18 protein-coding genes and 1 pseudogene are annotated in these 22,152 nt (G+C 44.1%); 4 read left to right on the top strand and 15 right to left on the bottom strand.

Translation table 11 applies throughout. The features are described 5' to 3' along the window. Positions 1 to 84: 84 nt before the first annotated feature. Together BCU34_RS01110 and btsR are read left to right on the top strand one after the other, a co-directional pair. Positions 85 to 1,755: a sensor histidine kinase gene (locus BCU34_RS01110; protein WP_102432237.1), complete on the top strand. Its 1,671-nt coding sequence runs from the start codon at positions 85 to 87 to the stop codon at positions 1,753 to 1,755. 103 nt (positions 1,756 to 1,858) lie between these two features. Next, positions 1,859 to 2,590: a two-component system response regulator BtsR gene (gene btsR, locus BCU34_RS01105; protein WP_055319044.1), complete on the top strand. Its 732-nt coding sequence runs from the start codon at positions 1,859 to 1,861 to the stop codon at positions 2,588 to 2,590. A 132-nt stretch (positions 2,591 to 2,722) separates the two neighbouring features. Here the strand turns inward: btsR and ispH are convergent, their stop codons facing one another. The 6 genes from ispH to murJ all read right to left on the bottom strand — a co-directional run bounded on the left by ispH (position 2,723) and on the right by murJ (position 10,545). Beyond that, positions 2,723 to 3,679, bottom strand: coding sequence for a 4-hydroxy-3-methylbut-2-enyl diphosphate reductase (gene ispH / locus BCU34_RS01100; protein WP_102394042.1), 957 nt, complete (start codon positions 3,677 to 3,679; stop codon positions 2,723 to 2,725). A gap of 136 nt (positions 3,680 to 3,815) precedes the next feature. Beyond that, a complete protein-coding gene (gene fkpB, locus BCU34_RS01095) occupies positions 3,816 to 4,247 on the bottom strand; it encodes an FKBP-type peptidyl-prolyl cis-trans isomerase (RefSeq protein ID WP_017062866.1) in 432 nt (143 codons plus the stop codon). Positions 4,248 to 4,396: 149 nt separating this feature from the next. Then, on the bottom strand, positions 4,397 to 4,897 hold the full coding sequence (lspA, locus tag BCU34_RS01090; RefSeq protein WP_102394038.1) for a signal peptidase II: 501 nt from the start codon (positions 4,895 to 4,897) through the stop codon (positions 4,397 to 4,399). Between the two features lie 157 nt (positions 4,898 to 5,054). After that, on the bottom strand, positions 5,055 to 7,913 hold the full coding sequence (gene ileS / locus BCU34_RS01085) for an isoleucine--tRNA ligase (protein WP_102394039.1): 2,859 nt from the start codon (positions 7,911 to 7,913) through the stop codon (positions 5,055 to 5,057). A 63-nt stretch (positions 7,914 to 7,976) separates the two neighbouring features. Beyond that, the gene (gene ribF, locus BCU34_RS01080; protein WP_102479057.1) at positions 7,977 to 8,912 is read right to left on the bottom strand and encodes a bifunctional riboflavin kinase/FAD synthetase; all 936 of its coding nucleotides are present in this window, start codon (positions 8,910 to 8,912) and stop codon (positions 7,977 to 7,979) included. A 70-nt stretch (positions 8,913 to 8,982) separates the two neighbouring features. After that, positions 8,983 to 10,545, bottom strand: a complete 1,563-nt coding sequence (gene murJ, locus BCU34_RS01075) for a murein biosynthesis integral membrane protein MurJ (protein ID WP_032501129.1) — start codon at positions 10,543 to 10,545, stop codon at positions 8,983 to 8,985. Positions 10,546 to 10,796: 251 nt separating this feature from the next. On the opposite strand from murJ, the gene rpsT reads away from it, so the two are divergent. Further along, positions 10,797 to 11,057, top strand: coding sequence for a 30S ribosomal protein S20 (gene rpsT / locus BCU34_RS01070; RefSeq protein WP_012603273.1), 261 nt, complete (start codon positions 10,797 to 10,799; stop codon positions 11,055 to 11,057). Between the two features lie 284 nt (positions 11,058 to 11,341). On the opposite strand, the gene BCU34_RS01065 is transcribed toward rpsT, so the two are convergent. Further along, positions 11,342 to 11,635: an ArsR/SmtB family transcription factor gene (locus BCU34_RS01065; RefSeq protein WP_004735028.1), complete on the bottom strand. Its 294-nt coding sequence runs from the start codon at positions 11,633 to 11,635 to the stop codon at positions 11,342 to 11,344. A 100-nt stretch (positions 11,636 to 11,735) separates the two neighbouring features. After that, entirely contained in the window at positions 11,736 to 12,626 is an 891-nt protein-coding gene (gene nhaR, locus BCU34_RS01060; RefSeq protein ID WP_048658065.1) for a transcriptional activator NhaR, read from the bottom strand. Between the two features lie 388 nt (positions 12,627 to 13,014). Between nhaR and BCU34_RS01055 the strand changes: the two genes are divergently transcribed. After that, on the top strand, positions 13,015 to 14,160 hold the full coding sequence (locus tag BCU34_RS01055) for a Na/Pi symporter (protein ID WP_048662115.1): 1,146 nt from the start codon (positions 13,015 to 13,017) through the stop codon (positions 14,158 to 14,160). A 270-nt stretch (positions 14,161 to 14,430) separates the two neighbouring features. On the opposite strand, the gene BCU34_RS01050 is transcribed toward BCU34_RS01055, so the two are convergent. The 7 genes and pseudogenes from BCU34_RS01050 to rppH form a co-directional block, all read right to left on the bottom strand. Beyond that, the gene (locus tag BCU34_RS01050; protein ID WP_048658064.1) at positions 14,431 to 14,907 is read right to left on the bottom strand and encodes a hypothetical protein; all 477 of its coding nucleotides are present in this window, start codon (positions 14,905 to 14,907) and stop codon (positions 14,431 to 14,433) included. Positions 14,908 to 15,123: 216 nt separating this feature from the next. Continuing rightward, positions 15,124 to 16,512, bottom strand: coding sequence for a winged helix-turn-helix domain-containing protein (locus BCU34_RS01045; protein WP_102479714.1), 1,389 nt, complete (start codon positions 16,510 to 16,512; stop codon positions 15,124 to 15,126). A gap of 124 nt (positions 16,513 to 16,636) precedes the next feature. Beyond that, positions 16,637 to 17,488, bottom strand: coding sequence for a thymidylate synthase (locus BCU34_RS01040; RefSeq protein WP_017056122.1), 852 nt, complete (start codon positions 17,486 to 17,488; stop codon positions 16,637 to 16,639). Positions 17,489 to 17,497: 9 nt separating this feature from the next. Next, entirely contained in the window at positions 17,498 to 18,319 is an 822-nt protein-coding gene (gene lgt, locus BCU34_RS01035) for a prolipoprotein diacylglyceryl transferase (protein WP_017059338.1), read from the bottom strand. A gap of 57 nt (positions 18,320 to 18,376) precedes the next feature. Continuing rightward, the gene (locus BCU34_RS01030; RefSeq protein ID WP_048606789.1) at positions 18,377 to 19,168 is read right to left on the bottom strand and encodes a sulfite exporter TauE/SafE family protein; all 792 of its coding nucleotides are present in this window, start codon (positions 19,166 to 19,168) and stop codon (positions 18,377 to 18,379) included. A 12-nt stretch (positions 19,169 to 19,180) separates the two neighbouring features. After that, positions 19,181 to 21,427: pseudogene (gene ptsP / locus BCU34_RS01025) on the bottom strand (phosphoenolpyruvate--protein phosphotransferase); the annotation flags it as partial. A 2-nt stretch (positions 21,428 to 21,429) separates the two neighbouring features. After that, entirely contained in the window at positions 21,430 to 21,948 is a 519-nt protein-coding gene (gene rppH, locus BCU34_RS01020) for an RNA pyrophosphohydrolase (protein ID WP_017059335.1), read from the bottom strand. Positions 21,949 to 22,152: the final 204 nt, after the last annotated feature.

The following is a 22,152-nucleotide window of genomic DNA, read 5'->3' as shown; positions in this document are numbered from 1 at the left end:
GATATAACCAACGAAAACACAAGCAAAGCTACCGTTACCACGCAATGAGCTTTACACTTAACAAGCGTCTCAATAGGTGAAAATATGGAACTCATTCTCTCTCTTCTGCAACAAACTTGTGTCTACTTAGTGATTGCTTACATGCTAAGTAAAACCCCGCTGATTCTCCCTCTGTTAAGCATCTCTTCACGCTTAAGTCATAAAGTCAGCTGTTATGTTCTGTTTTCCCTGTTCTGCATTATGGGCACCTATTTCGGACTGCAGATTAATGACGCGATAGCCAACACTCGTGCAATGGGGGCGGTAATGGGAGGCCTGTTTGGCGGCCCTGTCGTTGGCTTTGCCGTAGGCTTTACAGGCGGGATTCATCGCTACTCATTAGGTGGCTTTACTGACTTAGCTTGTGCGATTTCAACCACTGCAGAGGGCCTGATTGGTGGCTTGCTGCATGTATACTTAGTCCGAAAGAACAAAGCCAGCCAGTTGTTTAACCCGATGGTGGTGTTCTCTGTGACGCTATTTGCAGAGATCATTCAGATGTTGATTCTGCTCGCAGTCGCTAAACCGTTTGAGCAGTCCTACGCTCTAGTTTCTGATATTGCCGCGCCAATGATCATTGCTAACTCAGTGGGCGCTGCACTGTTCATGAGCATCATTCAAGATAGGAAAACTATCTTCGAGAAGTACTCAGCGACCTTCTCGCGCCGCGCACTCACCATCGCCGAGCGTTCGGTAGGTATTTTGCATGGCGGGTTTAATTCAGATAACGCGCAAAAAATCGTACGTATCGTTTACGAAGAGACCAATGTTGGGGCGGTAGCGATCACCGACCGAGAAAAAATCCTCGCGTTCGTTGGCATTGGCGATGAACACCATATTCCAAATACCCCTATTTCATCGCAAAGCACGCTCACTTCGATGGAACAGAACGACATCATCTACCTTGATGGCAAAGAGAACCCATACCAATGTTCTCTTTCGCAAGATTGTAAGTTAGGTTCTGCGCTTATTATCCCACTGCGTGCCGGTAACGAAGTCGTCGGTACCATCAAACTGTATGAGCCTAAGCTAAAGCTATTTTCAACCATCAACATGTCGATGGCTGAAGGTATTGCTCAACTATTGTCGAGTCAGATCCTGTTCAGCAACTATCAGCAACAACAGACGCTACTGACACAAGCGGAAATCAAACTACTGCACGCTCAAGTGAACCCGCACTTCTTGTTTAATGCGCTTAATACTATCAGTGCAGTAACACGTCGTGACCCTGATAAAGCGCGAGAGCTCATTCAGCACCTATCTCACTTCTTTAGAAGCAACCTTAAGCAGAACATCAACACTGTGAAACTTAAAGACGAGCTTGCACACGTCAATGCGTATCTCACCATTGAAAAGGCACGTTTTACCGACCGGTTAGAAGTGGAATGGGACATAGATCCACAGTTATACGAGTCACAACTACCAAGCTTTACCCTGCAACCATTGGTTGAAAACGCCATCAAGCATGGCATTTCGAACATGCTAGAAGGTGGCACAGTGAAGATCTATAGCGAGGCTTTCGAGAGTGGGTTCAAGTTAACCGTTGAAGACAACGCGGGTAATTATCAGAAGCCATCTCAAGATCATGTAGGATTAGGGATGGAGATTGTTGATAAACGACTCACTAATTTCTTTGGACAAGATTCAGCACTAAAAATAGAATCTCAACCACAGCAATTTACTCGAATGAGCTTTATCATACCTATACTAAAATAATGATGTTTTCATAGATGTTAGCTCCCCCAGTAGTAACATTTAGCAGACATTAAAAAGATAAGCGTGAATCAAGCAGGGATGGCACAAAAATGAAGATTGTAGGATGTTAAAAGCATTAGTTATCGATGATGAGCTTTTTGCTCGCGAAGAACTGATTGAACTTCTGACCGAAACCGGAGAAGTCGAAGTCATTGGTCAAGCGAGTAACGCAATTGAAGGACTTAAGCAGATCAACCTTCTCAAGCCTGATGTGGTGTATTTGGACATTCAAATGCCTCAGGTCACCGGTATTGAATTGTTGAGTATGCTTGACCCGGAAACCATGCCCTACGTGGTATTTGTCACCGCCTACGACCAATATGCTATTCAAGCCTTTGAAGATAATGCTTTTGATTACCTACTTAAGCCAGTCGAGCCTTGTCGATTAAACAAGAGCGTTTGTCGCCTGAATAAGGTCATCAAACAAAATCAGAAAGCGCCAGCACAAGACATCTCTGCGATTGCTCCCTGTCACTTAGAGCAGATTCCATGTATTGGTCATAACCGCATTGTGATCATGGCAAGCCAAACGGTCGAGTGCGCCTATTCCGATATCAGTGGGGTGCATGTACGTAGCTCATCGCAAACCGCGACTTCACAGTTAACGCTAAAGATCTTGGAAGAAAAAACCGATTTGATCCGCTGTCATCGCCAGTATTTGATCAACATAAAGTCGATCCAAGAGATCAAACTGTTAGAGAATGGATTAGCGGAGATCATTACCCTGACTGGCTTTGAAGTCCCTGTTAGCCGTCGTTACCTCAAGACTTTAAAAGAGCAGCTCGGTCTTCAGTAAACACATCTCGGACGGGACATAAAGCACGATCAAAAAAGCCAACGCATCAACGTTGGCTTCCTACTGTTTACAAATCGATAGTATTTGCGAATCAACTGTTTGCGAATCGCTAGTGTCTCGAATCAATAGAGATTAATCTACTTGCTTGATCTGCAGCTCTTTAGGTACTTCGAAGAACATGTTCTCTTCGCGACCTTGAATCTCTTCAACGCCAGTCGCACCTAGTTCGCGGATACGATCTAAGATTTGGTTAACTAACTCTTCAGGAGCAGAAGCACCAGCCGTTACGCCGATTTTCTTCTTGCCTTCAACCCATTCAGTCTGAATATCTTCTGGGCAATCCGTTAGGTAGCCTGGTGTGCCTAGCTTCTCAGCTAGCTCTTTTAGGCGTGTAGAGTTCGATGAGTTCTTAGAACCAACCACTATCACCACATCAACGTCATTCGCCATCTCACGCACCGCGTCTTGACGGTTTTGAGTCGCATAACAGATGTCGTCTTTACGAGGGCCTTGAATCTCAGGGAATACACGACGTAACTCTTCAATTACATCTGCCGTTTCATCAACAGACAGCGTAGTTTGGCTCACGTAGTGTAAGTTACTTGGATCATTAACCACTAGTTTTTGTACGTCTTCTGGTCTTTCAACCAAGTACATACCACCTGTTTGACTCGCGTACTGACCCATAGTGCCTTCAACTTCCGGGTGACCCGCGTGACCGATCAGTACTACTTCCATATGTTTACGGCTCGCACGAGCAACCTCCATATGAACTTTAGTCACCAAAGGACAGGTTGCATCGAATACCGTTAGCTCGCGCTCCTTCGCTTCTTTACGAACCGCTTGAGAAACACCGTGAGCAGAGAAAATCACGATATTGTCGTCAGGCACTTCACTCAGTTCTTCGACAAAAATAGCACCACGTTGCTTGAGCCCCTCAACAACAAAGCGGTTGTGTACCACTTCATGGCGAACATAGATCGGTGGCTGATACATTTCAAGTGCGCGCTCTACGATGCTGATCGCACGATCGACACCGGCACAAAAGCCACGAGGGTTAGCTAACATTATTTTCATTTCATTGCTCATCATTTACCGCGGTACTAAGGTTGTTTCTATAGAGTTCGCCGTCAGCGAGGTTCGCATTCTACAGTGAAGCGTCTAGACAGTGAAGCTCTAGGTGACATCACCGCAGTAAGGCTATCTTATTCTAACGTTAAGAGAGTTATTCTACCGTTAAGATATTGACGTCAAACGTAACGTCTTGACCTGCGAGTGGGTGATTAAAATCAACCGTCACTGAATCACCTGCGATCTCAGTAATAATACCTGGAATTTCCATCCCATCAGGACCAGAGAATGCCATGATAGTACCCACTTCAACTTCAGAATCACCAACAAACTTAGCACGATCCATATAATGAATATGATCAGGGTTTGGCATACCAAACGCATCTTCCGCTTTCAGTTCGATAGACTTTTCAGTTCCAGCTTCAAGTCCAAGTAAGCACGCTTCAAAGTTCTCACTTAGGCTGCCATCGCCCATGACGAACTTTGCAGGTTTGCCCATATTTTCGGTGCTATCGGCAACTGAACCATCCTTCATTTTAATCGTAAAATGTAGAGTTACTGCTGAATCATTTTTAATTGCTGCCACGTTACTTTCCTTAGATTTCTTTATTATTTGAGGATGCATTGTGCTTTGCTTCCTTGTTGACTGAAGCATAAAAAAAAGCGCCGTCGGAATCAACCGACAGCGCTTAGGGCTATTCTATTCTGTGAGTCATAGACTGACTTTGAGGCAAGCTATTTGCTTTCGTCTTTCTTACGGAAACCATCTAGGATGATCATCGCAGCACCGATACAGATTCCCATATCGGCTAAGTTAAATGCGGGCCAATGGTAAGTGCCCCAGTAGAAGTCTAAGTAATCGACAACAAAGCCATGTACGACTCGGTCAAACACATTTCCTACTGCGCCACCAATGATGATCGCATAAGCAATGTTATTCCACTTCTCTGCAGCTGGTAGTTTGCTCATCCAGTACGTCAGCATACCTGTTACCGCAAATGCGATACCGGTAAATAACCAACGCTGCCAACCACTTTGATCACTCAAGAAGCTAAACGCTGCACCATAGTTATGCACGTACAAAAAGTTAAAGAATGGCAGAACCTCAATACGGTTTGCCCAGCCATAACCCATGTTATCCATAACAAAGAGTTTAATGCCGATATCGGCAAGGAAGACCACTAGGGCCAACCATAGCCAACGCACACCAGATTGTTTTAACGAAACTTCACTCATTTCTATTCCTAGTATTTACGAAGTTGGTATTCACTGTTACTCAATTTAAGTGACCTGATTACCGTACTTGTATAAACACATTTCCTATAATTAAAAATAACCCCAGTTGATACTGGGGCTATGATTTTTACAAAAAGTTCAGTCTTTCTCTGAGCTGTTATGCGAACTTACGCACTTCGCCTTCACCGTCGATGTTCGACACACAACGACCACAAACTTTCTCATGACCTTCGATAGTGCCTACATCTGGAGTGTGGTGCCAGCAACGGTCACACTTCTCAGCTTCAGTAGCTGCAACTTCAACGAATAGACCAGCAACGTCTGTCTCTTGAGCTGCATCAGACTTCTCGCTTAATGGCTTAACAACAGCTGCAGAAGTGATAAGTACGAAACGTAGCTCATCTTCTAGCTTGTTGATTTTCGCCGCTAGTGCGTCGTCAGCGTATAGAATCACTTCAGCTTGCAGTGCACCACCGATCGTTTTCTCTTTACGAGCATCTTCAAGAAGCTTGTTCACAGCGCCACGAACCGTTTGGATTTCAGCCCAGAATTCGTTGCTTAGCTCTTCGCCTTCAGCTAGACCGAATAGGCCTTCGAACCATTCGCCAGTAAACACGAACTTGTCGCGCTCACCCGGCATCTCGTTCCAGATTTCATCTGCAGTGAACGACATGATAGGTGCCATCCAACGAACTAGAGCTTCTACGATGTAGTAAAGCGCAGTTTGACAGCTACGTTGAGCATGGCTGCCCTGCTTCGCTGTGTACTGACGGTCTTTAATTACGTCTAGGTAGAAAGAACCCATTTCGATAGAACAGAACTGCATTAGACGTTGAGTCACACCGTGAGTGTTGTACTCGCCGTATGCTTTAACAATCTCTTCTTGTGCAGCTTGAGCACGGCCAACAGCCCAGCGATCAAGTGCAACCATCTCTTCAGCAGGTACTAGGTCAGTTTCAGGGTTGAAACCATTCAAGTTCGCTAGGAAGAAACGCGCTGTGTTACGAATACGACGGTAAGCATCAGCTGAACGCTTCAGGATTTCATCAGAAACCGCAACTTCACCCGTGTAGTCTGTAGAAGCAACCCATAGACGCAGGATATCTGCACCTAGCTTGTTGGTTACATCTTTAGGTGCAACAACGTTACCGATAGATTTAGACATCTTACGGCCGTTACCGTCAACCACGAAACCGTGAGTTAGTACTTGCTTGTATGGTGCTTCGTCTTTCATCGCAATAGATGAAATTAAAGAAGACTGGAACCAGCCACGGTGTTGGTCTGAACCTTCAAGGTAAAGATCAGCACTGTGAGTACGCTCTTCGTTCGGGAAGTTGTACTCTTCACGAGAATCAACAACCGAGAAGTGCGTCACACCTGAGTCGAACCATACGTCTAGCGTATCCATTACTTTTTCGTACTTATCAGCGTCTTCTGCGCCCATAAGTTCAGCAGCGTCTACATCCCACCAAGCTTGAATACCTTTCTCTTCAACTAACTTCGCGACTTTTTCAATAAGCGCTGGGCTTTCTGGGTGAAGTTCTGCTGTTTCTTTATGAACGAACAGAGCAATTGGCACACCCCAAGTACGTTGACGAGAGATACACCACTCAGGGCGACCTTCAACCATACCTTCGATACGGCTTTGACCCCATTCAGGCAACCACTCAACACTCTTGATAGACTCTAGTGCTTTAGCACGTAGGCCAGCTTGATCCATAGAGATGAACCATTGTGGTGTTGCACGGAAGATGATTGGAGTTTTGTGTCTCCAACAGTGTGGGTAGCTGTGCTCGTAAGCGTGGTGATGCAGAAGTGCACCTTTATCTTTTAGAACTTCTAAAACAGAGTCGTTCGCTTTAAATACGTGCTGACCAGCAAATAGCTCAGTATCTGGCAGGTAAACGCCGTTTGAACCAACTGGGTTAGCGATTTCTAGGTTGTACTTCTTACCAACCACGAAATCCTCTTGACCGTGGCCAGGCGCAGTGTGAACCACACCAGTACCTGAATCCGTTGTTACGTGGTCGCCAAGAACAGCAGGAACAGTAAAATCGTAGAACGGGTGGTTGAACTGAGAAAGCTCAAGATCAGCACCTGTAGCAAAACCAAGGTTATGGAAATGCTCGATACCTGCACGGTCCATTACGTCTTTTGCTAGATCAGAAGCAACAACGATACGTTGAGCTGGTTGGTCGCCATTCGCTTCAACTTGGATAAGCACGTATTCAAGATCATCACGTAGACATACTGCGCGGTTCGCCGGCAGAGTCCATGGTGTTGTCGTCCAGATAACGATAGAAATTTCGCCTTGACCCGCATGACCTTCAGCTAGAGTAAATTTCTCTAGCAGCGCCGCTTCGTCAGCTGCTGTAAATTTCACATCGATAGATGGAGAAACTTTATCTTTATATTCAACTTCAGCTTCAGCCAGAGCAGAACCACAGTCAGTACACCAGTGAACTGGTTTGAAACCTTTAAGAAGGTGACCTTTGTCTGCGATTTTGCCTAGAGAACGAATGATGTTCGCTTCAGTGCCGAAATCCATAGTACGGTAAGGTTTGTCCCACTCGCCCATGATACCAAGACGTTTGAAGCTCTCTTTCTGACCTTCAACTTGGCCCGCAGCGTACTTACGACACTCTTCGCGGAATTCAGCAGCCGAAATCTTCTGACCAGGCTTACCTTTCTTCTTCTCAACCATTAGCTCGATTGGAAGACCGTGACAGTCCCAACCTGGGATGTACGGTGCATCAAAACCAGAAAGGGTCTTAGATTTGATAATAATGTCTTTAAGAATCTTATTCAGCGCGTGGCCAATGTGAATGTCGCCGTTCGCGTATGGAGGGCCATCATGCAGTACGAAAGATTTTTTACCTTTCTTTGCCTTACGGATTTCGCCGTAAAGATCTTCTTTGTACCAACGCTTCAGCATTTCTGGCTCACGATTTGCCAGATTACCGCGCATTGGGAACCCTGTTTCTGGTAAGTTCAGGGTATCTTTATAATCACTCATCGATTCTTAATTCCGTTATATTGGGCGAAGTTAGACATTATGTTAATCGGTGGAATCATCCGATTAATTCTTTAGCTGAAGCAGCCACACCCTTGCGGCTTCAGCATCCAATTCTATTTGATTCTTTAGTGCGTCGAACGATTCAAATTTTATCTCGTCGCGCAGTTTGTGCAAAAGTCGTACTTCTAACTGTTTACCATATAAATTGGCTTTAAAGTCAAAAAAGTGCACTTCTAATTGCTGCCTTACCCCATTAACTGTTGGTCGTTGTCCAATATTAGCAACGCCACCGACAGGAACACCGTCGATATCCAAAGCTTCAACAACATACACTCCCGATACAGGAGAAACACAACGCTTTAATGGAATATTAGCGGTAGGGAAACCGATAGTTCTCCCTAGTTTTCGACCATGAGAAACACGACCACTGATACTGTAGTCACGCCCTAGCATGGTAGCACTAGAAGCCAAGTCATTGGCCGCTAACGCATTTCGTATCTCAGTACTGCTTACTCGTAATTGGTTTAAGCAATAGCTCTGGGTGCTCACCACCTCAAAACCATACTTCTCGCCTGCCGCTTTGAGCATAGCGAAATTACCAGTACGCCCCTTACCGAAGCAAAAATCGTCACCGACAACCAAGAATTTCACGCCAAGCTTATCAACCAAAAGGTCTTTAATGAACGCTTCAGCCGACAAGCTTGCAAAATACTGATTAAAATTCACACACAATAAACGACTGATATCTAGCTTACTCAGTTGCACGTATTTATCTCGTAAGCGAGTTAAACGTGCTGGTGCTTTACCTTTGGCAAACAACTCCATAGGTTGCGGCTCAAACATCATGACAACAGAAGGGAGCCCTAATGCTGCAGCTTGTTTAGAAACCTGACTCAGAACCTCTTGATGCCCTAAATGAACACCATCGAAGTTACCTATGGTTAATACACAGCCATGATGCTGCGCTTTAATATTGTGTATACCTCGGATCAGTTCCATTGTGATCAGCTAAAACCTGTTATTAACATCATTTATTGTGTGAAACCGACGGATTATATACTAATCAGTATTAATCTGTCGCTGCTTTTAAATGTTTTACTCGGATACCTAAAACCAGTATCGACACAATATAAGCAAAGGCGCCAAGTGCGATCAACCCTGTTAGTGTCAACGCTCTTTGGTTAAAGCCCCAATCAAGCCACAATTGCATATTGTCTAGCTGCCATAAAATCACGCCAATCATTACCGTACCTGAGATCAATAATTTAAGGCTAAACAACAATGTAGTCTTGGTTAAACGATAAACACCCGCTAGATGCAAACCACGATAAAGCAGAGTCATGTTCACGAACGCAGACAACGCCGTTGCGATTGCCAAACCAACATAACCATAGAAATAAGCGAAGATTGCGTTGAACACCATGTTAGTCACCATCGCAATGATGCCGTACTTAACCGGTGTTTTGGTGTCTTGACGAGAGTAATAGCCGGGAGCCAATACTTTAATAAGCATGAAATTCAGCAAGCCTGAAGCGTACGCCACTAAAGACATTGAAGCCTGATTAACATCATGAGGAGAAAACTCACCACGCATAAACAGCACCATCAACATCGGTTTTGCTAACACAATAAGACCGAACATCGCAGGAATACCGAGCAGCAGTACCATGCGCACACCCCAATCCATGGTGTGAGCAAACCCTTCTCCTTCAGCATCAACGTGCTTACGAGATAAAGCAGGAAGAATAACCGTCGCAATGGCAATACCAAACAAACCGAGTGGAAATTCTAATAGTCGATCCGAGTAATACAGCCAACTGATCGAGCCCGTCGCTAGAAAACTGGCAATGAAAGTATCGAACAACAAGTTGATTTGACTTACTGACACACCAAACAAAGCAGGGATCATTAACGTGCGGATCTTAACCACGCCCGGATCTCTCCAACCCCACTTAGGCTTAACCAGTACTCCCGCTTTAATCAAGAAAGGCATTTGGAACAGGAATTGAACTAAGCCTCCAAGAAAAACGCCGATGGATAAACCAATTTCAGGTTGTTCTAAATTAGGAGCAAGAAACCAAGCACAAGCAATGATCATTACGTTCAAGAACACAGGCGTAAATGACGAAACCGCAAATTTGCCCATGGTATTAAGGATTGCACCTGATAAAGCGACAAACGTAATGAACCATAAATAAGGAAAAGTAATTTTCAGCATTAGGCTGGCGAGTTCAAACTTAGGCGCCGAGGGGCCGTCATTAAGCCAATCAATAAACCAACCCGCACCGAACATTGCGGTGATAACCCCAGAGCCTAATACCCCAAGCACCGTAACAATAGAAACCAACACCCCAAGAGTACCGGACACCTTTGCTATCAAGTCTCGAGTTTTATCTTTATCACCTGCGGCGTGATATTCCGTTAATACTGGTACAAAGGCTTGAGAAAAAGCACCTTCGGCAAACAGCCGACGTAAAAAATTAGGAATTTTATTGGCGAAGAAAAATACGTCTGCACTTGCTCCTGCCCCCATTAAGTTTGCTACTACGACATCACGTACTAGCCCCAAGACACGGGAAACAAAAGTCATTACACTGACAATCAGCCCTGACTTTAATAGTCGTTTACTCACAGAAACCTCTGACACTGGTTGATTACTTTCAAGCGAGGATAAATACTATCCTATCCTAAGAAGCATATTTATTAGCATTGGTCTAAAAATGCTGTTAGAATCCCCGCCATCTTAACCGCGATGACCTTTCCATACCAAAGTTTGTTTGGCTACGATTGGTTTTTGCACAAATCATTTGACAATTAAGCGCTAATGAGGGATAGTCCTCGCCCTTAAATTGTCACCGAACTAAGTTTTTGGGAGTTAGACCCTTGGCAAACAGTAAATCTGCTAAGAAGCGCGCTATCCAAGCTGAGAAACGTCGCCAGCACAATGCTAGCCGTCGTTCTATGATGCGCACTTACATGAAAAAAACTATTGCAGCTATTGAAGCTGGCAATAAAGAAGCTGCAACTGCTGCTCTTGTAGAAGTTACACCTCTTCTAGACCGTATGGCGACTAAAGGCCTTATTCATAAGAATAAAGCTGCACGTCATAAGTCTCGTTTCGCTGCTGCAATCAAAGCTCTTTAATAGAAATTTGATTACAACGCAAAACGAAAAAAACCGGCCTTGGCCGGTTTTTTTATATCTAAAATTTGAGAAATGCTATTATTTTCCGGTGATTATTTAACTGAAAAACCGCTAATTTGCTTACCGATAAATAGCTAAGCAGCTAAAAAACAACGAGAAAAAAACAGACAAGCAGATAGATAGGTCGGTAATATAGATAGGCACTCACGTTTGACGTGAAATACTGACACTTCCTTGTGTCGGTCTTATTCCTGATAAGAAATCCCCCTCCCACCAGCAATAAGCTACTTGCAGTAAATACCATGCAGTAGGTTAATCATCGCTTTTACTTCTTCACTACTCAATGTGTAATACACAGTTTGAGCTTCTTTGCGAGTTTCGACCAAACCATCTCTTCTCAACCAAGCAAGATGTTGAGATAAAGCAGACTGACTCAGTTCCAACTTGCCACACAACTCCCCAACCGACAGCTCAGTACCATGTAATAGGCACAAGATCTGTAAGCGACGCTCGTTGGCCATGGCTTTGAGTAGAATCACAGCTTGTGCTGAGTTCTTCTCCATCTCTTTTAAGTTCATAGTTTGGCTCCCTACAACCTTTACGCCAACTACGGGCTATCAGTATTTCCGGCATATCGTGGAGTTATGATAATCGATATCAATTCATTAACAAACCGCCTCATTCGAACAATTTGCTAAAATCTGCGTCGCATACGTTTTTTACTGCTGGATGTTGGATCATCCTCTCAGCAAATATGACGTAGTACTCCTCTTTTAACTCTTCAATGCCACCTAATAATTGCAGTGATGTATCTTCCTCAACCTCAGACATATAAAGGGTTGGCGCTAAGAATATTGCGTCATCGTGGTAGCGAGCAAAAGCCTTCATCAATGCCGCATCATCAAACTCACCCAAAACATCAGGTTTAAGTCCTTGTCTATCAAACCACTGCAGCACTTTGCGCCCCATAGAGGTTCGACTACCAGGTATCAAAAGCTTTCTTTGTTCTAATACCGCGGGGAAGTTCACACCTTCAACCTTGCCGGAACTGAAAAAGCTCATTCCACTTTCGCCAAGCTTTTTACTAAACAGGCCAGGGCTTTGACTCGAATCCACCGGGCAATCAGACAAGATCATATCGAGCTTATGCTGAGAAAGTTGCTCAAGTAGCATTTCATGGGTCGATTCAAAGCAACGTAAATGAATGCTGTTATCTGGGGGAATCGTCGACATCAGTATCTTGCTTACGAGTCTTTTAGACAGTGCATCCGCAACACCAACATCAAACAGAATATTAGAGTGCTGGCTATAATTTACGATATCCAGCATCTCGTAACTCAGGCCAAACATACGGTCAGCGTACTTAAAGACTAGCTGCCCAAGCTCTGTCGGCTCAACACTGCGACCATTACGCTTAGTTAACTTGCCATCCATACGCTCTTCTAACGCTTTTATCTGACCAGTTACTGTTTGTGGTGTTAGGAATAGAGCTTCTGCCGCTTTAGTAACAGAGCCTTGTTTGCAAACCATCCAAAAGTAATAAAGGTGGTTATAGTTGAGGTGCGACATAGATGTGCCGTAATAAAGAGTAGATACCCTTTTATATCAAATATGACACTCCCACTCAACAAACTCGGAAAAACCAAACCTAACTAACCATTACCACCTATTTTTACGAAGTGTCTGATTTCATAATGTAATATTTCAGCGATTATTTTCAATTTTTCTCTAACTTTTAAGATCTATATCACCCAGGTTGAAAATGACAAAAAACCAATTAAAACATAAGGTTAAATAAACAACATTTACTGTCGAAATATTTAAACAGCAAATCATCACAAAAAAACCCAACCTAAACCAAAATGTAATATTACTGAAATATTTGTTCTCTAACATCACGCTCAGATTAAACAAACAGACCAAACACAGACTTAAACGGTCCAATGGAGAAAACATTATGAACCAAGCTACTACTGCAGCAGCGCCTATCTCGAGCACTACTCGTTGGCTACGCTGGGCTAACTTGGCATTCATGCTTTACCTACTATTACTTTCAGTTTCAATGGTTGGTACAGGCTTCAAATGGGCAACAGGCGAGCAAGCAAAGGTTCTTTTCGAATTTGCTTCACACCCAGTTGCAGGCTTAATGATTGGTTTAGTGGCAACAGCACTTATTCAATCATCAAGCACAGTTACTTCAATTATCGTTGGCCTTGTGGCAGGTGGTTTACCTGTTGAGCTAGCAATCCCAATGATCATGGGTGCTAACATTGGTACTACGGTAACCAATACGCTAGTTAGCCTTGGTCACGTTCGTTGTAAAGAAGAGTTCAAACGTGCATTCGCAAGTGCGACTATTCACGACTTCTTTAACCTATTAGCCGTTGCTATCTTCCTACCACTAGAGATGGCGTTTGGTATTCTAGAAAAGATTTCTCACTGGTTGGTATCACCAATGCTAGCAACAGGTGATATGAGCATGGGTGGTCTTAACTTCATCAAGCCAATCACGAAGCCTGTAGTAAGTGCGATTAAAGAACCACTATCAACATTTGGCGACACTGTTGGTGGCATCATGCTTATCGTTTTAGGTATTGCGACTATCTTCGTAGCTATCACGGTAATGGGTAAGCTAATGAAGAGCCTGATGGTTGGCCGTGCTCGTGAGATTCTAAAGAATGCAATTGGTCGTGGTCCTATCCACGGTATCGCTTCTGGCTCTATCGTTACTATCCTTGTTCAGTCTTCTTCTACGACAACAAGCTTGATGGTTCCACTAGTCGGCTCAGGTGTTCTTAAAGTACGTGACGTTTACCCATTCACTCTTGGTGCAAACATCGGTACATGTATTACGGCTCTACTTGCAGCTACAGCAGTATCTGGTGAGTTCGCAGTATTCGCACTACAAATTGCTCTAGTACACTTGGTGTTCAACATCATGGCAACGGTATTCATCTTCGGTATTCCGTTCCTACGCGAGCTACCAGTTAAAGCGGCAGACATGATTTCAGACATGGCTGTGAAGAACAAATCAGTAGTCGCTGGTTACCTTGTTGCGGTATTCCTTGTACTGCCTGGTACCGTGTTAGCTTTGACTGCTTAATAGCAAAACAAACATCGCTTATAGCAAAGCCCGCAACCTCCTAGGTTGCGGGCTTTTTCTTTTTAGGAACAGATGCAGGAAACAAAAAGAAGATACGGGATTCGAGTAAACGAGTAACGAAGACCAAAACCAGATACGAGATTCGTGTAAACGAGTAACGAAAAGCGACTATCTCTAATTATCTGCGTTTTAATATTTCATATCTAACTGACTCAAATCTAAACACGCTCTTCGCATCTCGAATCCCGTTTACTCGCATCTAAAAAACGCTTACTTACCTTGCTCATTACGCAGGTACATAATGGCAACCATACCAAAGCCGATAAATTGCCATAGATACTGCCCGTCGCTTGCGCCAGTGATGGTTTGAGTGAAAGCCATACAAGCGGTCACAAACAGGGAAGCGAATGCGGCATAGAGCAACCACGGACGTTCTTTGCCAACCATGAACTCACCAGCAAGTACCGAACGAAGAACCAATAAAAACGGCACACATTGCAAAGCAATCAGAATTGGGAACATAAAATCGAACGTTGGACTCAATAAAGCATGACCGACTTGGCTCTTATCCCAAGTGCCAACAATATAACCTTTCCAACCAGCCCAGGTATCACCTGCATAAGCGGTATCAGGTGTAACAAAGCCAAGTAACACCCCCATCACTTTATCGATAAAGCCATTTTTAAACCAAAAGACGAATAAGAAGATCTGAATTGGAATGATCTGAAAAGCAAACTTCTTCAACATGTGTGTACCCCAAATAATGAATGATTTGGTACCAGTATCTGGAAGTCGATGTTTTTACGCTTGATGCAAGGCAATCGAGCCTGAGTCCAAACAATAATCAAACATATTGAGAAGCCTGTTGGCACAAGAAAGTCTTGCGGATATACCGTTACTATTTGCTCTCACGAAACACCTTCGCTTGAAAACGTATTTCGTGGTTTAGGAAAGGTTTGTTTTTTATAAAGATTCAATAAGATCAAACAGTTGACCGTCATTCTCTTTTTTTACTTCGGTATAACGTTGATAGTTGTATTGCGAACCTTTTGGGTTGTCCGACAGCTTGTCAGCCACACTCAGTAGATAAAAGCTGATTGGGCTCGGCGTACTTTCGGCAGCATAGGAGAGATAAGGGAACGCTTGATTAGCATGTTGATTGATTAACAAGGCTAGCCCTAAGGTAAGATTAGCGATGTCACAACGTGGGTTCATCTCGAAGGCTTGCTTTGCCAGTTGCAGTGCATGTTCGCGATCTTTCTGTTCATGACTTTGTAAATAAGCCAAAGATTCCGAATACGACAGTAAGGCATTGACCAGATAGTTATCTCGCCCTTGTTGCTGAATCGTGTCCAACTGGAGTGCTATTTCCTCAATTGGCTGACCACCTTTTCCTTGGTAGAACAACGATATCCCCTCGGAGATAACACTCCAATCATCGTAGTTATCAATAGAGGTCACTCGATGACTTGCCACGCCGTATTCGGAGCTCATTGGAGCAATAATAGCTTTGACCTCGAGAATCACATCCCCAATGGCATCAAAGAAATTATCTTGGCTAAAGCGCTTTTCCACTTTCTGACTTTGATTCGGTTGGCGATTGTTTTGTACAAGCACGCTCAACACATAATCACTGTCCTTTTGTTTGAGCCAACCTTTGAGTTCAACACCATTGTTGGTCAGTGATTGCTTGCCCTGATGCGATAGCTGAGAAAAGTGGTAACCCGATAAGTTTTTTGCCGAATTCAGCCCGTAGAAAAGATAGTTATAAACGCTTTCTGACATCTCATAATCGTTCGCAGAATCGAGTGTTATGTCATGAATATAAACAGGAATTACATCACTTTGATGAGCAGAAATAACAGCAGTGTCATTAGTTGGGACATCGGTTTGCCATGCCCAAGCTGCTATTAAGCCAATAGAGAATACTGCGGTTGTAATCAGGGCGATGGTTTTCTTTTTCGACTTAGCAACAATAGGCTCAAGTTGAGAGACGTCCTCAACGGGAGTTGGTTTAACGCTCGACTGAGTCACCTCAACATCGAACAGGTAACCTTGTTTAGGGATCGTCTGAATAATGCGATACGGACGTGACTTATCCTGAAGTTGACTGCGCAATAAACTGATGACTTGCCTAACCAGATTGTCAGACACTTGAGTTCTTTGCCACACATCAGAGGCTATCTGCTGAGTGCTAACCACTTGCCCGCGATTTTCGATGAAATAGCTGAGTAGCTTTGCTTGTAATGGCTCTAGATGAATCGCCTCATCATCAATCACCAACTGATTTTTATCAGGGTAGAAAGCAATAGGAAAGTCATGTTGCAACACGAAGCAATGCGAACGAGTCATAGCAGTTCTGTGGTTAGAAAAGACCCCACAAGATTATTGGTTTTATAAATAGTAAGCAAGCCAAGTATCACAAATAAAAAAGGCTGCACAATGGCAGCCTTTCAATCAAACAAAGCAGATTAGATTAAACCGAGAACGGGTACTTAATCGCTTCGTGGCATTCGTAACCTTCAACCCAGAAGTCATCCATCGTTACCCATGTTTCCAAATCTTCTAGAGACTTAATCTCAGGATTGATATGGAATGTTGGGCCAGCTAACGGCTCACGCTTTAGCTGAATGTCACGCATTGGCGCCAGCTGATCTTCGTAGATATGAGCATTCACAAGCTTGTGGTAAGCCACGCCAGCTTTCTTACCCGTGATTTGCGCCATAATAGCTAGGAAGACATACACTTGAACCATGTTGAAGTTCAGGCCTAAAGGCACGTCACAAGAACGTTGAGTACTGTTTAGGTACAGAGTGTCACCAAGTAGAGAGAAGTGATGGCTGTACATACACGGACGCAAACATCCCATGTGGAACTCACCTGGGTTATAGAAGTTTAAGATCTCACCACGGTCATCAATACCGTTCGTTAGATCATCAACAATCTTCTTCAGTTGGTCGATATGACCGCCATCAGGTTTTGCCCATGCACGTCCTTGAACGCCGTAAACACGGCCCATATCGTCTTCGCCCTTGCGGTAAGGGTTATTTAGCCATGCCTCGTTCAAGTTCGAATTCGCATCCCAAGTCTTAGTACCTAGTTTGCGGAAGTCTTCAGCATTATCGTAACCACGGATGTAGCCAAGCAGTTCAGCAACCGCGGCCTTCCAAAAGCTCTTACGCGTTGTTACTAGAGGGAACTGGTTATTACCAACATCATATTCCAGGTCAGCATTGATCACGGTTAGGCAGCGCTTGCCCGTGCGTTCATTTTCAATCCAAGTACCGTCATCAACGATACGCTGACAGAGATCTAAATACTGTTTCACACCAATTCCTTACTTCGTTTGTTGTGGTAATTCGTCTTTGTAGTGACCACGCTTGTATGCCCACACCATCATCAGCACACCGATGATAACCATTGGCAGTGACAAAATTTGTCCCATAGAGATAAATCCACCGAACAAACCTAGGTGGGCATCAGGTTCACGTACGTATTCTACTAAGAAGCGGAATGTACCATATCCTGCTAGGAATAACCCTGATACAGAACCAAGAGGACGCGGCTTTTTGATAAACCAGTTCAAGATGAAGAACAGCACAATACCTTCAAGCGCCATCTCGTAAAGTTGAGATGGGTGACGAGGAAGTGGACCACCGTTAGGGAAGACAATAGCCCATGGCACATCAGTCACACGGCCCCAAAGCTCGCTGTTCATGAAGTTACCTAAGCGTCCCATGCCTAAACCAAATGGCACCAATGGTGCAATCATGTCTGCCACACCAAAGAAGGTTCGACCGTTCTTTTTGGCATACCAAAACATGGCAGTAATAACACCAAGCAAACCACCGTGAAAAGACATACCGCCAGTCCATACCTTAAATAGATACAGAGGATCTGCTAGGAAAAGGTCAAAGTTGTAGAAAAGTACGTAGCCAATACGACCACCCAGCACCACACCTAGAAAGCCAGCAAACAGTAAATCTGATACTTGCTCTCGAGTCCAACCGCTGCCCGGTTGATCAGCTCGACGATTTGCTAACCAAAGAGCAAACATAAAACCAACAAGGTACATTAAGCCGTACCAACGAACTGAGATTGGTCCTAGTTCAATAAGAACAGGATCGATATTTGGGAATTCGATAAAACCCTGAGACATACTTGGCTCTCTATCTAAATTGATTAACGGTTAGCTCAATGGCTAACAGAAAAGACACTACAGCAGCATTGTCGCCGCTATAAACATTAAAAATACCGCAAAGAATTTCTTCAGCACAGGGGTTGGCAATTGAGTGGCCAGTTTCGCCCCCACTCGAGTGGTCAAAACTGAGGTACAAGATATCGCGATCAAAGCCGGCAGATAAACGTAACCTAAGCTATACGCAGGAAGATCATCAACAGAAGATCCATGCCAAATGAAACCGAGCATTCCCGAAATCGCGATAACACAACCGCATACCGAAGATGAGCCCACAGCTTTCCGCATTTCCACACCATGATGGTTAAGGAAGGGCACCGATAAAGACCCACCGCCAATGCCCGCCAAGCTTGATACCAAACCAATACCGCCACCACACAATACGGTTTTAGCTGAACCCGGCATCGACTTTTGGCTCTTAGAACGAATCGACAACAGCATTTGCAACGCCAATACCAAAACAATCACACCAAAGACTTTTGGTAAGTATTGAGCTGGAATGACATCGGCCACGAAAGAACCGAGGAAGCCACCTATAACGACACCCGGCATCAACCACTTAACGACAAATATCTCTACGTTACCCAATTTTAAATGGTTAATCGCAGACGATCCCGACGTAACAATGATGGTTGATAGCGAAGTAGCCAATGCCATTTGCATCGCAAACTCTTGGGGGATACCCGCTTTAGGAAGCAAAAAAAGTAAGGCAGGAACCACCAGCAAACCACCACCAATGCCTAGCAAGCCTGCTAAAACACCAACAATAGCACCAAGGCCTGCTAACAAGCCTATTAGTTCATATGACACGTTAAATCCTATTTTTTTACCTGCTCGAATGAAGCCTGTAAATTCACGCTCTTCGAAATAGTTCAGCATCATACTATAGATGTCACTACCATACGGTTTTGAAAGTGCCTTATTTGCCAAATCCTGTAATTCAGCCAAGTTCGATTGACGAATCAAATATTTGGTCCTTGCGACATTCGAGGTATTCATACTTAGCGTCTCATACCCCAATCCAATCAATAGCAGCGCGCCCATCGGGTCACCGGCTAACTCGCCACAAATACACACAGGTAATTGATATTGCTTACAAGTATCATGAATTTGTTTTAATGCCATGATCACCGCAGGGTGCATTGATTCATAGACATCGGATACTCGTGAATTGTTCCGATCAACCGCTAATAAATATTGGGTTAAGTCGTTGGTACCGACTGAAACGAAGTCGACCTTATCCGCAATCAGCGGCAGTATGTACAGCATGGATGGCACTTCAATCATGATACCAACGCGAGGCATACGCACTCGATTATCAAGTTCATGCACTTCATCATACGCTTGTTCAATCAGCTGTAGCGCGTCATCCAACTCCTGAGCACCAGAGATCATCGGCAGCAAAATGCTCAAGTTATGGCTTTCACAACTCGCACGTAGCATGGCACGCAGTTGAATAATGAAGATATCTGGATGATCGAGCGTAAAACGAATACCACGCCAACCAAGGAATGGATTGTCCTCTTCGATAGGAAAATAAGGTAAGGCCTTATCACCACCGATATCGAGTGTACGCATCACCACTTGTTTCTCAGGGTAACTTGCCAGCACAGAACGATACTGCTTGAATTGTTCATCCTCTGACGGGAATCTTTGCTGTAACAAGAAAGAGATTTCAGTTCGATACAGCCCTACTCCATCAACACCTTGGTTGATGGCGATGTTAGTGTCTGCACTCAAACCCGCATTAAGTAGAATCTCTACTTGCTTGTCGTCTTGCGTTTTTGCCGGTAGGTACAGCTCGCGATTGACCATAGAGGAGAGCTCACTCTCTTCTAGAATCAGCCCTCGATACTCTTTAAGCAGGTTTTTAGTCGGCTCAATAAAGATCTCACCGCTATACCCATCCACAATCGCTCGCTTGCCATTAGCTTGAGCTAGATTGAGATTTACCCCCATGACTGAAGGTATGCCAAGCGCTCGAGACAAAATCGCTGCATGCGAGTTCGCCGCCCCTTCCAAGGAAATAACAGCTAATAGCTTTTCTTTTGGAATAGACGCTAATACCGAAGCGGTTAACTCACGAACCACTAGAATAATCGGCTTATCTAATGTGCGGAGTTCATGTTCAGAGTTATGGAGGAAATAGAGCAACCTTTGTCCGAGCTCTCGGATGTCTTGTGCTCTCTCACGAAGGTACACATCAGACATACGAGCAAAGCGGTTCGAATAGCTCTCAACCACTTGTCTTAATGCCCAATCGGCTTTATCGCCTTTCTGAATTTGACTCTTTAGATCCTTACGCAACATAGGATCGTTGAGTAAGTGAGTAAACAGGTCAAAGATCGCTAATGCGTCTTTATTGATTTCGCTATCTAAGCGCTTTCGCATGCGCTTAAAGTCATTGAGGGCATTTTCAACCGCTACCGCCAACAACTCATGCTCTCTCTCTACATTGAGCGTCGAAGCAGGATAAACATCGGTAAGTTCAGGCTGGGTGTTGTCCCACCATAAATCACCAATCGCCACGCCCGATGAAGCTGCAATACCTTTAGTCGCAGGTAGCTTCTGTTGCTCTAACAGCCAATGACCTTGAGTTTGGGCGTGCGCCACAATAACGGCAAGTTGTGCTGAGAGCGTGACAAGGAAAGATTCTTCCATCTCACTGAATAAACGCGGAGTCTTCTGTTGAATGACCAATACACCGAGTACTTGCTTGCGGTGGATAATCGGAGTACCGAGAAAAGAGTGATAGACGTTTTCTCCAAGCTCTGGAAAAAACTTATAAGCAGGGTGAGCAGATGCTTGTGCAAGGTTGATAGGTTCAGCACTTCTTTTAACAAGGCCAACCAGACCTTCGTCAAAACCAATGTGAATGCTATTGCCTTTGAAGATCAGGCCTTGAGTTGCCATCAACTCAAGGCGCTGCATATCATTATTTGCCAAATACACGGTGCAACATTCCGTCTGCATCGCACTGCATGTCTCTTTAACCAAAATATCAAGAGCCGTCGACACATCTTCAACTCTTGATACGTGTTCAACTATTTCCCTTAGTTGACTGAGCATGCTTAACCTCTACGCAATTTGCGCTTTCCTTTTATTTTTCGCTCTTTAAACGGCATTGCTAAAGATGCGAACTCTTTCATCGCTCGACGGTAAACATCTCGCTTGAAAGAAACAACTTGTCGAACTGGGTACCAGTAACTCACCCAACGCCAACCATCAAACTCAGGTGTACTTCCACGCTGCATATTGATATGCGATTCATCGCAATCTAAGCGCAAAAGAAACCACTTCTGTTTTTGTCCAATACAGACAGGTTTAGAATCCCACCGAACCAGTCGTTTGGGTAGCTTATAGCGTAACCAATGACGACTTGTCGCGACGATCTTTACATCCTTTTTAGTAAGGCCAACCTCTTCATACAACTCGCGGTACATTGCCTGTTCCGGAGTCTCACCTTCATCTATTCCCCCTTGAGGAAATTGCCATGAATGTTGCCCGTATCGTTTAGCCCAGAAGACCTGACCATGGTTGTTACAGATTACAATACCAACATTTAATCGGTAACCATCGCCATCTATCACTGGCCAACCTCTATCTAAATTTTTAATTACTCTGATTTTTCCACATATCCCCAATCGGAGCAAACTTAGTGACGTGATAAGCGCTATATTTATGAATAATAACTAAAGATATGGATAAGTTTTGCTCAAATTCTAGTTACCCACACAATAGTGAGACATAGACCACATTTATTCACCTTTTCTGTGAATAACTATGTGAAGAAT

The organism is Vibrio sp. 10N.286.45.E10 (assembly GCF_002874195.2).
GTDB classification, from domain to species: domain Bacteria; phylum Pseudomonadota; class Gammaproteobacteria; order Enterobacterales; family Vibrionaceae; genus Vibrio; species Vibrio crassostreae.
This window is presented reverse-complemented; position numbering and strand designations above follow the sequence as displayed.